The 15084-nt window shown below is 61.6% G+C and carries 15 protein-coding genes, 1 tRNA gene and 1 pseudogene; 5 read left to right on the top strand and 12 right to left on the bottom strand.

The features are described 5' to 3' along the window. Positions 1-4 precede the first annotated feature (4 nt). The 8 genes and pseudogenes from X741_RS162785 to X741_RS162815 all read right to left on the bottom strand — a co-directional run bounded on the left by X741_RS162785 (position 5) and on the right by X741_RS162815 (position 8429). Positions 5-211 (bottom strand): type II toxin-antitoxin system HicB family antitoxin, encoded by a 207-nt coding sequence (locus X741_RS162785; protein WP_023764223.1) that lies wholly within the window; start codon positions 209-211, stop codon positions 5-7. 4 nt (positions 212-215) lie between these two features. After that, entirely contained in the window at positions 216-416 is a 201-nt protein-coding gene (locus tag X741_RS162790; RefSeq protein WP_023764224.1) for a type II toxin-antitoxin system HicA family toxin, read from the bottom strand. Between the two features lie 6 nt (positions 417-422). Next, on the bottom strand, positions 423-4214 hold the full coding sequence (locus X741_RS162795; RefSeq protein ID WP_023776233.1) for a vitamin B12-dependent ribonucleotide reductase: 3792 nt from the start codon (positions 4212-4214) through the stop codon (positions 423-425). A gap of 663 nt (positions 4215-4877) precedes the next feature. After that, positions 4878-5189: a PilZ domain-containing protein gene (locus tag X741_RS162800; RefSeq protein ID WP_023764226.1), complete on the bottom strand. Its 312-nt coding sequence runs from the start codon at positions 5187-5189 to the stop codon at positions 4878-4880. A 108-nt stretch (positions 5190-5297) separates the two neighbouring features. Next, positions 5298-5786 carry an NUDIX hydrolase gene (locus X741_RS162805; RefSeq protein WP_023776232.1) on the bottom strand — a complete coding sequence of 163 codons (489 nt, stop codon included), beginning with the start codon at positions 5784-5786 and terminating at the stop codon, positions 5298-5300. Positions 5787-5999: 213 nt separating this feature from the next. Next, a complete protein-coding gene (gpt, locus tag X741_RS162810; protein WP_013895807.1) occupies positions 6000-6500 on the bottom strand; it encodes a xanthine phosphoribosyltransferase in 501 nt (166 codons plus the stop codon). 116 nt (positions 6501-6616) lie between these two features. Next, positions 6617-7526 (bottom strand): annotated as a pseudogene (locus X741_RS1000000171620) (universal stress protein). Between the two features lie 159 nt (positions 7527-7685). Then, positions 7686-8429, bottom strand: a complete 744-nt coding sequence (locus tag X741_RS162815; RefSeq protein WP_023776231.1) for a competence/damage-inducible protein A — start codon at positions 8427-8429, stop codon at positions 7686-7688. Between the two features lie 153 nt (positions 8430-8582). On the opposite strand from X741_RS162815, the gene X741_RS162820 reads away from it, so the two are divergent. Then, complete coding sequence (locus X741_RS162820; RefSeq protein ID WP_023776230.1) at positions 8583-9599, top strand: alpha/beta fold hydrolase; 1017 nt, start codon at positions 8583-8585, stop codon at positions 9597-9599. A 53-nt stretch (positions 9600-9652) separates the two neighbouring features. After that, positions 9653-9940, top strand: a complete 288-nt coding sequence (locus X741_RS162825; protein WP_023776229.1) for a hypothetical protein — start codon at positions 9653-9655, stop codon at positions 9938-9940. Between the two features lie 111 nt (positions 9941-10051). On the opposite strand, the gene X741_RS162830 is transcribed toward X741_RS162825, so the two are convergent. From X741_RS162830 to X741_RS162845, 4 genes are all read right to left on the bottom strand, one after another. After that, positions 10052-10291 carry a DUF2188 domain-containing protein gene (locus X741_RS162830; RefSeq protein ID WP_013895802.1) on the bottom strand — a complete coding sequence of 80 codons (240 nt, stop codon included), beginning with the start codon at positions 10289-10291 and terminating at the stop codon, positions 10052-10054. 28 nt (positions 10292-10319) lie between these two features. Beyond that, the gene (locus X741_RS162835) at positions 10320-10598 is read right to left on the bottom strand and encodes a DUF982 domain-containing protein (RefSeq protein WP_013895801.1); all 279 of its coding nucleotides are present in this window, start codon (positions 10596-10598) and stop codon (positions 10320-10322) included. Positions 10599-10744: 146 nt separating this feature from the next. Beyond that, positions 10745-11107 carry an SH3 domain-containing protein gene (locus X741_RS162840; protein ID WP_245272636.1) on the bottom strand — a complete coding sequence of 121 codons (363 nt, stop codon included), beginning with the start codon at positions 11105-11107 and terminating at the stop codon, positions 10745-10747. Between the two features lie 85 nt (positions 11108-11192). Then, positions 11193-12296 carry an NADH:flavin oxidoreductase/NADH oxidase gene (locus X741_RS162845; protein ID WP_023776227.1) on the bottom strand — a complete coding sequence of 368 codons (1104 nt, stop codon included), beginning with the start codon at positions 12294-12296 and terminating at the stop codon, positions 11193-11195. Between the two features lie 158 nt (positions 12297-12454). Between X741_RS162845 and X741_RS162850 the strand changes: the two genes are divergently transcribed. The 3 genes from X741_RS162850 (at position 12455) to X741_RS162860 (ending at position 15006) form a co-directional block, all read left to right on the top strand. Continuing rightward, entirely contained in the window at positions 12455-13051 is a 597-nt protein-coding gene (locus tag X741_RS162850; RefSeq protein WP_023776226.1) for an NUDIX domain-containing protein, read from the top strand. Between the two features lie 1073 nt (positions 13052-14124). Then, a complete protein-coding gene (locus X741_RS162855) occupies positions 14125-14859 on the top strand; it encodes a hypothetical protein (RefSeq protein WP_023776225.1) in 735 nt (244 codons plus the stop codon). 62 nt (positions 14860-14921) lie between these two features. Next, positions 14922-15006: transfer RNA gene (locus X741_RS162860), tRNA-Leu, on the top strand. The last annotated feature ends 78 nt before the right edge of the window (positions 15007-15084 follow it).

Here is a 15084-nt window from a genome sequence, read left to right as displayed (position 1 = left end):
ACGTTTACGCCTCTACGTACTCGGCGAGGCTGACACCTTTAGGCACATCCAGTCCATCGGCGCGCAAGCCTTCGATGTGGAAGCGTATTGCGTCGCGAATTTCGATTTCCACTTCCGGCACCGTCGCAGCGGTCGCGATGCAGCCGGGCAAGTCGGGCACATAAGCAGAAAAATTGCTTCCCGCTTTCTCAATCACCACCGCGTAGCGCATACCATCACTCCTTCAAACCGGACTGCTTGAGGATGCTGTTCAGTGTTCCTGGTGCAACCTCTTCAGACGGTTTGCCGGCCACGGTGACGCGGCCGGCTTTGACCCTGTGCTTATATTGGCGATGGCTGCCTTTGGTTGCAACCAGATACCAGCCGTCGGCCTCCAGCAGGCGAATGACTTCGCGAACCGTAAGCCGAGGTGGCATCAGGCCTCAGCTGCACCCGCTCGTGGCGCCGCACGTATCGCACTTCTCGCAAGTCCCGTTGCGCACCATGGTGAAGTTCTGGCACTCGGAGCAGGAATTGCCGGTGTAGCCCTGGAGCAGTGACTTGGCGCGGCGGTCGGCGGCGAGTTTCTTCGCCTCGGCCGCATCGTTCGCTGCGGCGTCGGTGAACAGGGCCGCGGTGGCATCCGTGGAAGCGTTGGACGCTGCGTCGGCCGCTTCCTCGAAGGCGATGTCTTCCGCCAGTTCCTTGGCCCGATCCTCATAGTCGCGCTTGTAGGCGACCGCCTCGTCGCTGGCCGGCTTCAGCGCCAGCACGTTGGAGCCGGAGAAGGCTGTTGGCGCCGAGCGGGCAGGGGTGCCGGTGGAACCGCCGGCAAACCCCTTGGGATCGTTGCCGCTTGCCCTGGAAACCAGCTTCACCGGCGAACCGCGGGTCAGGCCCTTGGAGACAGCGTCGGTTTTGCCTTCGCTGATGTTGCGGCCAAGTGCGGTGTTGGAGAAGTCCGACTGGTCGACATGGGCGAGGTCGTTGCGGCCGAGATAGGAAATCGCCAGTTCCCGGAACACGTAGTCGAGGATCGACGTCGCGCTCTTGATCGCGTCATTGCCCTGCACCATGCCGGCCGGCTCGAACTTAGTGAAGGTGAAGGCGTGCACATATTCGTCGAGCGGCACGCCGTACTGCAGGCCGAGCGAGATGGCGATGGCGAAGTTGTTGAGAAGGCCACGCAGCGTGGCACCCTCCTTGTTCATGTCGATGAAGATCTCGCCGAGGCGGCCGTCATCATATTCGCCGGTGCGCAGGAAGATAGTGTTGCCACCGATCTTGGCCTTCTGTGTATAGCCCTTGCGGCGGCCGGGCAGCTTTTCCTGCTCGCGCGACACGCGCTCAATGATGCGCTCGACGATCCGCTCGGTGATCTGCGCGGCGCGGGCGGCGGCCGGTGCCTGGATCAGCTGCTCGATCGCTTCGTCCTCGTCGTCCTCGACATCGGCGAGCAGCGAGGAGTTCAGTGGCTGCGACAGCTTCGAGCCGTCGCGGTAGAGCGCGTTCGCCTTCAGCGCCAGCTTCCACGACAGCATGTAGGCGCCTTTGGCGTCTTCCACCGTCGCGTCGTTCGGCATGTTGATGGTCTTGGAGATGGCGCCCGAGATAAAGGGCTGTGCCGCCGCCATCATCTGGATGTGGCTGTTGATCGAAAGCGAGCGCTTGCCGATCTTGCCGCATGGGCTGGCACAGTCGAACACCGGCAGGTGCTCGGCCTTGAGGAAGGGCGCGCCTTCCAGCGTCATGGCACCGCAGACATGGATGTTGGCGGCCTCGATGTCCTTCCTGGAGAAGCCGAGCGCCGGCAGCATCTCGAACGAGAAGTCGTTGAGCTGCTCGTCGGTGAAGCCAAAGGTCTCCTTCACCCAGTCGGCGCCGAGCGTCCACTGGTTGAAGACAAACTTGATGTCGAAGGCCGACTTCAGCGCGGCATTGAGCGCGGCAATCTTCTCGTCGGTGAAACCCTTTGCCTTGAGCGAGCCGGGATTGATGCCGGGCGCCTGGTTGAGGTTGCCATGGCCGACCGCATAGGCCTCGATCTCGGCGAGCTGGGCTTCGGAATAGCCGAGCGTGCGCAGCGCTTCCGGCACGGCGCGGTTGATGATCTTGAAGTAGCCGCCGCCGGCGAGCTTCTTGAACTTCACCAGCGCGAAATCGGGCTCGATGCCGGTGGTGTCGCAATCCATGACCAGGCCGATCGTGCCGGTCGGCGCGATCACGGTTGCCTGTGCATTGCGGTAGCCATGCTCCTCGCCAAGCTCGATGGCGCGGTCCCAGGCGGCTTTCGCATGATCGGCCAGCGCCTGCTGCTTGAGGTCGGAGGCGACCAGAGGCACCGGATTGACGGCCAGCTTCTCATAGCCGTCCTTGTCGCCATAGGCGGCGCGGCGATGGTTGCGCATGACGCGCAGCATGTTCTGGGCATTGCGGTCGTAGTCCGCGAAGGCGCCGAGCTCGGAGGCCATTTCGGCCGAAGTGGCATAGGCGGTACCGGTCATGATCGCGGTGAGTGCGGCGCAGATCGCGCGGCCCTCGTCGGAATCATAGGGAATGCCCGAGGTCATCAGCAGGCCGCCGATATTGGCGTAGCCGAGACCGAGCGTACGGTATTCGTAGGAGAGCTTGGCGATCTCCTTCGACGGGAACTGCGCCATCATCACCGAGATTTCGAGCACGATGGTCCACAGCCGGACCGTATGCTCATAGGCGGCGATATCGATCGTGCCGTCGCCATTGCGATAGGGCAAAAGGTTGATCGAGGCGAGGTTGCAGGCCGTGTCGTCCAGGAACATGTATTCCGAGCACGGGTTGGAAGCCCGGATCGCACCGGCCGACGCGCAGGTGTGCCAGTCGTTCATCGTCGTGTTGAAATGCAGGCCCGGATCGGCCGATGCCCAGGCGGCGTAGCCGATCTTTTCCCAGAGATCCCTGGCCTTCAGCGTCTTCAAGACCTTGCCGTCCTTGCGGGCGGTCAGGTGCCAGTCGCCATCCTGCTCAACGGCGCGCAGGAAATCGTCCTTCAGCGACACCGAATTGTTGGAGTTCTGGCCCGAGACCGTCAGGTAGGCATCCGAATCCCAGTCGGTGTCGTAGGTCTTGAACGACATCGAGGTGTAGCCCTGCTTGGCGAACTGGATGACGCGGTAGATGTAGTTCTCCGGCACGGCCGACTTCTTGGCTGCCTTGATCTCGCGCTTCAGCGCGGTGTTGATGGCAGGATCGAAGCAGTCGTCGTCATGGCCTTCGCAGTTGACGCAGGCCTTCATGATCGCTTCGAGATGCTTCTTGACGATCTTGGAGCCGGTCACCAGCGAGGCGACCTTCTGCTCTTCATTGACCTTCCAGTCGATGAATTCCTCGATGTCGGGGTGGTCGGCGTCGACAATGACCATTTTCGCCGCGCGCCGCGTCGTGCCGCCCGACTTGATGGCGCCCGCCGCGCGGTCGCCGATCTTGAGGAAGCTCATCAGGCCGGAGGAACGGCCGCCGCCGGACAGCTTTTCGCCTTCGCCGCGCAGAAACGAGAAGTTCGAGCCGGTGCCGGAGCCGTATTTGAACAGGCGCGCTTCACGCACCCACAGATCCATGATGCCGCCCTCGTTGACGAGATCGTCCTGCACGCCCTGGATGAAGCAGGCATGCGGCTGCGGATGCTCGTAGGAGGACTTCGACTTGGTCAGCTTGCCGGTGAAGGGGTCGACATAGAAGTGGCCCTGGCTCGGACCGTCGATGCCGTAGGCCCAGTGCAGCCCGGTGTTGAACCATTGCGGCGAATTCGGCGCCACGCGCTGCGTGGCCAGCATGTAGGCAAGCTCGTCACGGAAGGCGAGCGCATCGTCCTCCGACTTGAAGTAGCCGCCCTTGTAGCCCCAATAGGTCCAGGTGCCGGCCAGCCGGTCGAAGACCTGGCGGGCGTCGATCTCGGAACCGTAGCGCTCGGCTTCCGGCAGCTTGGCAAGTTCGGCCTCGTCGGCGACTGACCGCCACAGGAAGGAGGGGACGTCGTTCTCTTCGACCTTCTTCAGCCGCGCGGGGACACCGGCCTTGCGGAAATACTTCTGTGCCAGGATGTCGGCGGCGACCTGGGAGAACTGCGCCGGCACATCGATGTTGTCGAGACGAAACACCACCGAGCCATCCGGATTCTTGATCTCGGAAAGCGCCTTGCGGAATTCGATCTCCGCGTAAGCAGATTGTCCCGGCTTGGTGAAGCGACGCTCGATGCGCATTGGTCCTGTCCCTTTTGTCTATATATAGCGCTTTCGTCAGGGGATTTCTGCCCCCGATGCGAAACACGCATGTCCGCCGTCTGCCGGCGTTCGAAAACGGCCGGCTCTCCATTTCGCGGTCTCCGTCGGTCCTTGCAGGTCAGGCTCCTTGCGAAGCACATGTCCAGCGGGCCGACGGACCCTCGCGGGTCCCTCAAATCTGATTTTTTCGATTCCCTCACTCGAGGGAAATTCACACTATCTAGCGTCGAACCTACCTGCAAACACTAAATATAGTGTTAACAGACAATTTATTCCAGTCCGACAATTCTCCCTTTTGTCGCCCCGCCACCCACAATCCCAACGCTTCCGCCGGCCTCGTAAACAGGCGGAAATGCGGGCAAAACTCACATAATCCGGGAAAAAGACCGGGCTCAGAACTTTCCGGTCGCACTCTCAACAGGAGCACATGGCCTATAAAAGGCGACTCGTTTTGCGCCGTCAAGGATTCGTTTGCGTAGCTTTTGTGACCCCAACATCTTGTGTGTCACATATGTGGATAACGGGGACAGATTGACCCGCCGCGATCACTATTTTTCCGGCGACGGGAAGCGCGCCGCCGATGGTCGGCGCGACGGCACTCGAAACGCTTCAGCTCCCAGCAATAGCGGCAGCCCCGAAAAATCAGCCGTAGTGCAACTTCGGCTTTGGCTCGATGCCGGTGAACTTCACGCCAATCCGGTCGTTGCGGCGCCAGCGGACCTCGCAGCGATAGGCGACGCCGTCGAGCGGCACATAGAGAAGGAAACGATCCGGAACCCGGGACTCGAGCGGTACCTTCAACTCGGCGCCGCCCGCATGCTGATTGCGCACGGTAACGCCGACTTCCGAGTTTTGAATGCCGGTGATGATAGTTCCGCCCTTGAGCACGCGCGGACGATGCTCGCGCTGCGGCTCGCCGGGACCTTGCTGAAGGTTGTCTACGGGCTTCATCATCAATCAAACGCCAGATTGATCGATTTGTAGCGGAGAAAAATTAGCAAACCATTCATGGACACAACCAGAAGGTTGTAAATCGGCCATGATGCACGCGTAAGGGGTGGGTTAGGAGAACCTGTGCGGGTCGGCGCAGAAATAGGCGATGATCTGGCAAAGGTCCGGTTCGTTGACCATGCGCACCGCTTCGCTGGAATTGACCCATTTGCGGGTGCGGGCGCGCTTTTCCTTCCAGCGGTCGGCGATCTTTTCGACGTGCAGCGGAAACACCAGCACCTCGCAGGGCACTTCTTCACCCGAAGCCAGCACCTTGGCATAGAAGTAACGGCCGGCTTCGAGATGGGAGACGGTTCCGCGCAATCCGGCTTCCTCGCCGGCCTCGCGCGCTGCCGCCTCGCAGAGCGGCTCCCTGGCCTCCGGCCAGCCCTTGGGCAGCACCCAGCGGCCGGTGTCGCGGCTGGTGATCAGCATGATCTCGACACCGTTCCCGGTATCGCGCCAGGGCAGGGCGGCAACCTGCAGACGGCACGGCGCAGTGCCGAAGAGTCGCCGGACCCTTTCGGCCAGATGGTTGTGCGTCGTTGGCCTCGTCAACATCGGAGAAGCTAGCCCCAGCCTCCAGAATCGTTTGCCGTCTCACGAATCTTACGGCGAATCGTAATCTATAAAAGTAAAAAACTTCATATAGACCGGTAAAAATTGCGCCATCGCCCCCTGATCCCACAAAATATTGTGCCTTCAGCTGCCTATTTGGCAGCAAAAGGCACTTGCCGAACTCGTGCCGAGTAGAACGGGGGTTTGTTCTGCGAATCAGCCGGCGTGATCGTCGGCGATCGGCTTCTGATAGGTGAAGCCCATATCCCAGGGGAAATAGATCCAGGTGTCCTGGCTGACCTCGGTGACGAAAGTATCCACCAGCGGCCGGCCCTTGGGCTTGGCGTAGACGGTGGCGAAGTGGGCCTTCGGCATCATTGCCCGCACGATGCCGGCGGTCTTGCCGGTATCGGTCAGGTCGTCGATGATCAGCACGCCGACGCCATCGTCGGCCAGCAGAGCCGGCGTGACCTCCTTGAGCACCTGCAACTGCCCCTGGCTGGTGTAGTCGTGATAGGAGGCGACGCAGACCGTTTCGATGACGCGGATGCCGAGTTCGCGCGAGATGATCGCCGCGGGCACCAGTCCGCCGCGCGTGATGCAGACGATGGCCTTCCATTGACCCTTGTTGGTGCCGGCAAGCCGCCAGGCAAGCGCGCGGGCGTCGCGGTGGAACTGGTCCCAGGAGACCGGGAAAGCTTTTTCGGGAAGGGACATGTCTCGCGCACTCCGCAGCACGCGAGGACCGCGTGCGAGAAAACAGGGGAATGCGCGCGGAATTAACTGGAAAACCTTGGGCTTGGCAAGGGCGGTCGGCAGTGATCGCTGTGGACTTATCGCGACAGGAAGGCCGCCACCTGCGTTGTGCGCAACACCGTGCGCGTCACGCCGCCGAACAGGAGCTGGCGCAGCCACGAGTGGCTGTAGGCGCCGAGAACCAGAAGATCGGCACCGGTCTCGGCGATCNCCGAACAGGAGCTGGCGCAGCCACGAGTGGCTGTAGGCGCCGAGAACCAGAAGATCGGCACCGGTCTCGGCGATCCTGTTCTGGATCATGTCGTCGACCGAGGTGCCGCCCGATTTCTGCACCGAGACGCTGACCGTGGCACCGTGGCGTGACAGCGCCGACGCGATCTCGGCACCGGCGGCTTCCGGGCTTTCGTCGAGCGTTTCGGGCGGATCGATGACCAGTATGTCGGTTTTCTCGGCCTCGATGATGAAAGGCAGGGCGTCGAAGGCGGCGCGCGCAGCCTCCTTGCTGCCGTTCCAGGCAAGCAGCACGTGCTTGAAGGTGGTGACCAGCGGCCCCGCGTGCGGCACCACAAGCACCGGCCGGCCGGCATCATAGACCAGCGTGTCGACATCCGCGCCCGGATCGCCGCCGGTGTCGCGCTGCGCGGCAACAATAAGATCGGCGGCGCGCACCGTCGAAATGCCGGTCAGCGCGCTGTCGCCGGAGAAGCTCTCCAGGCTGCGCCATTCGAAAGAGAGGCCGGAATCCTCGATGCGCCTGAGGAAGACGGCCTGCAGCTTGTCGGCGCGCTCCCGGTTCATGTCGGCCGACACCTGCAGGAACTCGGTATCCGGAAAGCCGGTCGCCGATGTGTAGGGCACCGGAAGCGCCTCGGCATGGATGCCGATCAGATGGCTCTGGAAACGGCTGGAGAGCGGAATGGCGCAATCAAGCACGCGCTCGGCGTCTTGCTCGTTCTGCAGAATGGCAACGATGGTCTTGAAACGCATGGCGATCCCTCAATCTGGCGAGGCGTTCGATCTCCTGGCGAGGCGTTCGATCTCGCGTGCAGGGAAACGCCGCGATGTCTTGCTTGGTTCCGGCTGGAGCCATTCCCTGGGGGAATTGCGCCAAAAGGGAATTGCGTCAAAACAAGGAGATAGAGCGGATCAGCCTGCCTTGGCGGCGAAACCCGCGACCATTGCCTCGACATCGGCGCGGGCGGCGTCCAGTGCCTCCTGGCTGCGGGCCCGCACGACCAGTTCGGTCCAGAACTTGCCGTCGCCATATTTCGGATAGGAGCCGATGATGGTGTCGGGATGCGCTTTCTGGATCTCGCCCAGCGGTCCGCCGACAAGCCCTTCGCCAAACGGACAGTGCACCGTCGCCGATAGCATCTTCGTACCGGCTCTCAGCGTCGGCACGACATTGTCGAGCATGGCCTGGAAGATCGAGGGCACGCCGGCCATGACGTGGACATTGCCGATGCGGAAGCCGGGCGCCACGGACACCGGGTTGTCGATATGGTCGGCACCGCGCGGCATTCTTGACATGCGCTTGCGTGCCTCGGTGTATTCGATGCCGCGCTCGGCATAGCTCGCTTCCAGCAGCGCATAGGCCTTGGCATCGTATTCGCAGGGCACGCCGAACGCCTTGGCAATCGAATCGGCGGTGATGTCGTCATGGGTCGGGCCGATGCCGCCGGTGGTGAACACATAGGTGTAGCGTGCGCGCACGGCATTCACCGCCGCGACGATCTCGTCCTCCTCGTCGGGAACGATGCGCACTTCCTTCAGGTCGATGCCGATAGCCGTCATGATGTCGGCGAGGTGGCCGATGTTCTTGTCCTTGGTGCGGCCGGACAGAATCTCATCGCCGATGACAAGCATGGCGGCGGTCACGATTTCAGGCATGGAAAGCTCCGGCAGGACGGGTCGCCTGAAATAGCGCGGCGCGCGGCTGTCGGCAATGCCGGCCGAGCGGTGGTATCCGGCAATGTCCGGTCGATGCGAGGTTGCGGCGCGACCGGATGCAGCTAAGCTGACCTCGTCTGATCCGGGTGAACGATGCTCCTGTCGATACTGTCGTGGCTGCTGGCCGTTCTGCTGCTGCTGGCGATCCTCGCCATCGGCTGCCTTGTGCTGGCGACATTGTGGATCGCGGCCAAGGCCGAAAGGCTGGTGCCGCCGGTCGGAAAATTCATCGAGATCGACGGCAACCGCATTCACTATGTCGATGTCGGCGATGGACAGCCGATCGTCTTCCTGCACGGGCTTGGCGCTCAACTCCACCACTTCCGTCACACGCTGTTCGGACATTTCGGCCCGGGCTACCGGCTGATCGCGCTCGATCGTCCGGGATCGGGCTATTCGGTTCGGGCGCGCGGCGCGACGGGCCGGTTGCCCGAACAGGCAGAGCTCGTGCGGCGTTTCATCGAAACGCTGGGCTTGGAGAAGCCGCTGGTGGTAGGCCATTCGCTGGGCGGCGCCATCACGCTGACACTGGCAGTGGAACATCCCGAGGCGATTTCGGGCATCGCCTTGCTGGCGCCGTTGACCCATATGCAAGCCGGCATGCGCGAGAACTCCGGCTTGCTCAATATTCCATCACCACTCCGGCGCTGGATCATGGCCTACACGGTCGCGATACCGACGAGCCTGCGATATGCGCGGCCGACCATGAAATTCATCTTCGCCCCGCAGGCTTTTCCAGCAGACTACATGGTCGACGGCGGCGGCTGGCTCGGGCTGCGGCCAGCCCATTTCCAGGCAACATCCGCCGATGTCGTGGCCATCGAACGCGATCTCGGCCGCATCGAGCAACGCTATGGTGAGATCGCCATGCCCGCCGGCATCCTTTTCGGAACCGCCGATGGCGTCATCGACATCGGCATCCATGGCGAGCCGATGCAAGGCAAGATCGAAGGGCTCGACTTCGAACCCGTCGACGGCGTCGGCCACATGCCCCAATTCGTCGAACCGGAACGGGTCGCGGCCTTCATCCAACGCATGGCCGCTCACGCATTTCGTGATGCAACTTCACCGCCGCTTCACAAGGAATTCAAGGAACCATTCGGCGGATGACCGGTTTGCCGAGTGTCGCACCCAAGGCGACAAAGACGAAACGGAGTGATCCAATGTACAAGAAACTTCTCGCAGCGTCCGTTCTGACGATCGGTCTCGCCACATCTGCCATGGCGCAGTCGTCGGACGGCACCTATTCCAACGAACAAGATTGGCTTCACCACAACTGGCTCTGGGGCAACGAAGACTCCTCGAGCGTTGACCGGACCACGACCGGAAGCATCAATGCGGACGGTTCCGGGCTGAACACCTACGGCAACACTGGACCCTGCGCCTTCAATACCCCTGGTCCAGATGCCAATGCCCAGGGCAACATCAACGACCAGTACTGCGGCAAATAGCCAGCCGGGGCCCCGTGCTGGCCGCGGGACGTTTTTCTCTCCTTACGTCCGCGGCCGGCGCGCGACGATCAGGCGATCAGGCTTAAGGTTGCATATCAATAGTCTGCGAAATCAGTCGGAGACCTCGGTCTGCGGCCGATCGCGGCCATCAGCCAGTTCCTCGTGCCATTTGCCTTCGGCATCCTCATACTGGATGCCGTCGGTGGAGCCCGCCACCTGTTGCTCGGCTGAAGCGATTTCGGCTGCGCGCAACGCGTCCTGATGCGTGGGAAACGTCTCCGAGAAAGTAGCGCCGACCTTGTAAGCCCAGCCGCCGTCATGTTCGACGATCTTGTAAGTCAGCTTCGCCATGAAAATCTCCGGTTGAAAGTCCGCCTGCTCAATGCAGCCGGTCGTCGGACAGTCTGTCGTCTGGCACCAGCACTTCCGATTCCCTTGCGGCCTCGATCAGTGCTCGACGCGCATCCGCTGTCGAACGATAACCTTCCAGCACTTTGAGGCAAGTGTCGAGGGCATCACGATGGCGCGGGCCGCGATTGAGCGGCCACACCGTCATCAGGCATTCCGCCGCCTCCTGGGCGCTGCGGATTTGCCGGTATTTGCCGACATGGCCCAACTCGACCACGACGGGCGTTTCAAAAGGTTTGTTGTCCATCATGGCCGCAACGCAAAGCAGCCAATTTGGTTGCAAAAATGGCCTTCAGCCTGCGCCCAAAAGTCGCGTCGCGCTTGCGACGCGCTTCAGTCTTCGTGTGATGCGTGTCCCAAAACCGGATCCAGTTTTGGGCGACATGCGCGGCCACCTCAGTAGCCGCAATCGTTGCGCAGCCAGCGCGCGTTCGCCCATCCGGTCGTGCCGCCGATTTCGACCCGGTACCAATTGCCGCGCCGATCGAAGATCTCGGTGTGATCGCCATTGAACAGCTGCCCGATCATCCGCGACGACGAGTTTGGCCGCGTCCGCACGGCGAGAAAACCGCTGCCCGTCGCCAGATTGTAGCGGCCGGACAGGCCGTGCACAGTACCTTCGCAATATTGCGCGCCGGCCGGCGTCGACGCGTTAAGCCAAAGCCCGGCCACAGCCACGAACGCTGCTGCCGGCAAGAATGCCCTCATCGACATGATGTTCTCCCCAAGCCCGGCCGCGCCCGCCGCGGCCTTACCCAACGTAACAGGTTGCGGCCGGAATTGAAGCGGGCGAACTGCCCAGTATCGCGGGCAGGAGAGCGCCGGTTTCAGGAAAACGGGCCAGTCAGCTCGCCGCCTTCATCCAGTGTTCCATCGTCGTCACCGAGCGGGCGAGCTGCGGCGCCGGATGGATCTTTTCGCTGAACGTGGCGGCCGCACGCCATCCCCAGCGCGGGTCGGCGAGGAAGGCGCGCGCCAGCGCCACCATGTCGGCGCGGCCCTCGGCGATAATTGTCTCGGCCTGCTTCGGATCGTCGATCAGGCCGACCGCGCGGGTCGGGATGCCGGCGCCCCTGCGCACGGCTTCCGCCAGGTGCACCTGGTAGCCGGGGCCGCTGGGCAATTTCTGCAATGGCGAATTGCCGCCGCTGGAGCAGCAGAGATAAGCGACACCCTCGGCCTTCAGGGCTTTCGCCACCTCGATCGCGTCCTCGACGTCGAAGCCGCCATCGACCCAGTCCTTCACCGACAGCCGTGTGCCGAGCATCAGCTTCGGCACCGCTCGCCTCACCGCCCTGGCGATTTCCACGACAAGACGCATCCGGTTTTCCAGCGAGCCGCCCCAGCGGTCCGTGCGCTGGTTGGACAGCGGCGACAGGAACTGGAAGATCAGGTAGCCATGCGCGGCGTGCAGCTCGATGAAGTCGAAGCCGGCGCGTTCGGCCCGCCTCGCGGCCTCGGCGAACCGCTCGATGAGTTGCAGGATCTCCTCGTCCTCCAGGGCGTGCGGCACGTTCCACCCGCTGTCGTAGGCGATGGCCGAGGCCGAGACGGTCTGCCAGGGATCCTCGTCTGGCTGCAGCGGGCCGCCACCCTCCCAGGGCTTGCGGTTCGAGGCCTTGCGGCCGGCATGGGCAAGCTGCGTGCCGAATTTCGTGCCGGGGGCGGCCACCCGCCTGGCGGCGTCCAGCGTCCGCCGCGCGGCGGCTTCATTGTCCTCGGAATAGAGGCCGAGGCAGCCATGGGTGATGCGCCCGCGCCGCTCGACATCGGTCATCTCCACCGTGACCATGCCGGCGCCGGACATGGCAAGGTTCATCCAGTGGTAGAGATGCCAGTCGCTGGCCGATCCATCCTCGGCGGAATACTGGCACATCGGCGCCACGGCGATGCGGTTGGGGAAGGTCAGCCCGTCGAGCGTGATAGGCTGGAAAAGCGATGTCGTCATGAAGAAAACTCCGGGGAGGGGAATGCGCTATTTAGGCAGCGGATCTCTTCCATACCACACACGAGAGAGTGAAGCGCACTGGACCAATCGCTGGTCCGATTGCGCCGGAGCCGGTTCGCGGCTACGCCTGCATCCGCCAGCAAGCACCGAGGTATCCCATGCAAGATCGCGTTCGCATCCGCTCGGAAGAGGTTCTGTCCGACGACTGGGCGGTCCTGAAGAAGACCGTGCTCGACTATCGCCGCCGCGACGGGCAGTGGGAGACGCAGATCCGCCAGACCTATGATCGCGGCGACGGCGCGGTGATCCTGCCCTACGACCCTCAGCGTTCGACCGTGCTCCTAGTGCGCCAGTTCCGCTATCCGGCCTACGTCACCGGCCACCGTGAACCGCTGATCGAGGCCTGCGCCGGCCTGCTCGACGAAAACGATCCCGAGACCGCCATCCGCAAGGAGGCCGAGGAAGAGCTCGGTTACCGGCTGAAGGATATCGAGCGGCTGTTTTCGCCGTATATGAGCCCCGGCAGCGTCACCGAGCGGCTCTGGTTCTTCATCGCCCGCTATTCACCCGCCGATCGCATCTCGGCGGGCGGCGGCGCGGACGAAGAAGGCGAGGACATCGAAGTCCTGGAAATGCCGCTCGACGAAGCGCTGGCCTGCATTGCCGATGGCCGCATCATCGATGCCAAGACGATTATTCTGATCCAGCATCTGAAGCTGAACCCGATGGCGCCGGCTGGCTCGGAAGCAACCTAATTCAGGCGCGAGCGTTCAAACAGGGATATGGCGCCAATCGAGAGTGCATATGGGCCCTGGTGAAAAGGCTACTCTGCCGTTCGAGGCTGAACGCGAAGCCCGTCTCGCCAAGAATGCCCGTCTCAGGGAGCTTCGATCTCATGCGTCTTGGCTCGCACTCGATCCTGACGCTCCGTTTCATGACGAGATCGACCTCTCAGCTGTCTTCGAGGAAAACACGTTCGGCAACCGCTAGGTAAGCGGGCGTTTTTGCGGCGGATTCTAATGGGAGCAGGGAGCTTCTGGCGCTGCTGTGAAGTGGGGCAGAGGTTTTCTATTTCCCAAATATCGCGCTTGAAAGACGAAGGGCCTGAGCCGCCACTATCGCGATCCAGGCCCTTGGCCGTCGGGTTCGTCAGTGACATTGCGCCTACTGGAGGACTGTCACAAGCTGGACCTTGGTCCCCCGGTCTAATGCCTGTTAAGCGGCCCGGCTGCTTTTCCTTCGGGGAGAGAACAGCCGGGCCATGCCGGGAAAGTCGAGAGCCCCAGCCTATAAGAACATGCGTTACTGCTAATTAGGTGCAACATTCATGCATTAGGCCAGAGTACGAACTTCCGTCGCTAACTGCGGTAACGCCGATAGACGGGCGGCGCTATGCCTCGCGGCGCAGCCGACGACATAGCCGATGATAACTGGGCGAGCTTTGGAGGTCCCGGGCTGCATGGGTGAAAAGCAGCACGACAAGCAGAACGATGACTGCAGATGCAAACCCGGTAACGAAAGCCATCCCAACAAACGCTGCTGGGGTCGGTATGTACAAGAGAAAACGGCCGACGTTATGGTGCGGACGACGGGAATCGAACCCGTACGATCAGAGATCGAGGGATTTTAAGTTTCCTGCGTTGCCAAGTACCCCCTGCGCTGCAAGGGCTTGCGGCGTCAGCACCTAACAAAAAATCTCACGTGGGTGGGGATTTCGGACCAATCTCCCACACGATTTCCCACATGTGGGAGACGCACCTACCGCTTTCCAATTTTTCGTGAAACTACATCTACAACACTGGGGCATTCCAGCCTCTTGGGGTGTCCTATGGGTAAAATGGGCGACGCAAACTCCCTCACCGACTTCGCAGTAGGCGAGATGATGTCGGCTTTCGAACTGCTCCGTAAAAGCGTGCCTGCACCTCAAGAAGTCGAACATCCGAAAGGATTTTCATGGAGGTATAAGGAGCAAACAATTCAGCAAGCCCTTCTGCTCAAGCTCTTTCGCCTTATCAGCAATCTAGATGCTGCTCGCGTTCTTTTATCTCTCGGCAAGGTCATGGAATGCGGTGCGCTGAAGAGGCTTCTTGATGAAGCGAACGACGACATCCTGTTCATGGCCGCACCACTCCTCGGACACCCCAAGGAAGACATTCACGATGAGTATCTGCGCTACTTTTGGGAGGAGGAGTTTGATGTTCCCGGCGAGCCGATGAAATCAAGCCAGAAGCGGGGGATGGTTCGCCGCGACAAGATACAAGCTTACAACGCTCGGGTTATCTCACCGACAGACCCTTCGACCGCAAAAAAAGTCGATAGCGCAATCTTTAAGACCTACTCAGGATACATCCATGGCCACTCGCAGCACATCATGGATGCCTACGACGGAAAAGAATTTCATCTCCGGATCGAACCTGGGATGCGACCCTACGATGCCACTTTAGAAGACTTCCTCAATTATCCGTACCGATGCGTAATGGCTTCGTCATTTATTGCATACGCCTTTGGTGACCGGGCTGTTCAGGAGCGACTTAGGTCGGCGTATAAAAGCATCGGTGATTGAAGGTGAAGGAATGGTCTGACGGAATTGCCTTTCTGCGACGACCAGCCTACCTGTAGCCGTCTGCGGGCGTGGTGAAATTGGTATACACACCGGACTTAAAATCCGGAGGCCTAGGCCGTGCGGGTTCAAGTCCCGCCGCCCGCACCATTTCCCACAAAATCTCCCACATTGACCCTTGCGTGACGCAATAGTCGCTTGTGTGGGATGGTCGCATCCATGCAGCTA

This window comes from Mesorhizobium sp. LNHC221B00, from assembly GCF_000502935.1.
Taxonomy (GTDB): Bacteria; Pseudomonadota; Alphaproteobacteria; order Rhizobiales; family Rhizobiaceae; genus Mesorhizobium; species Mesorhizobium opportunistum.
Note: the sequence above shows the minus strand (reverse complement) of the source record. Positions and strands in the feature narration are given on the sequence as shown.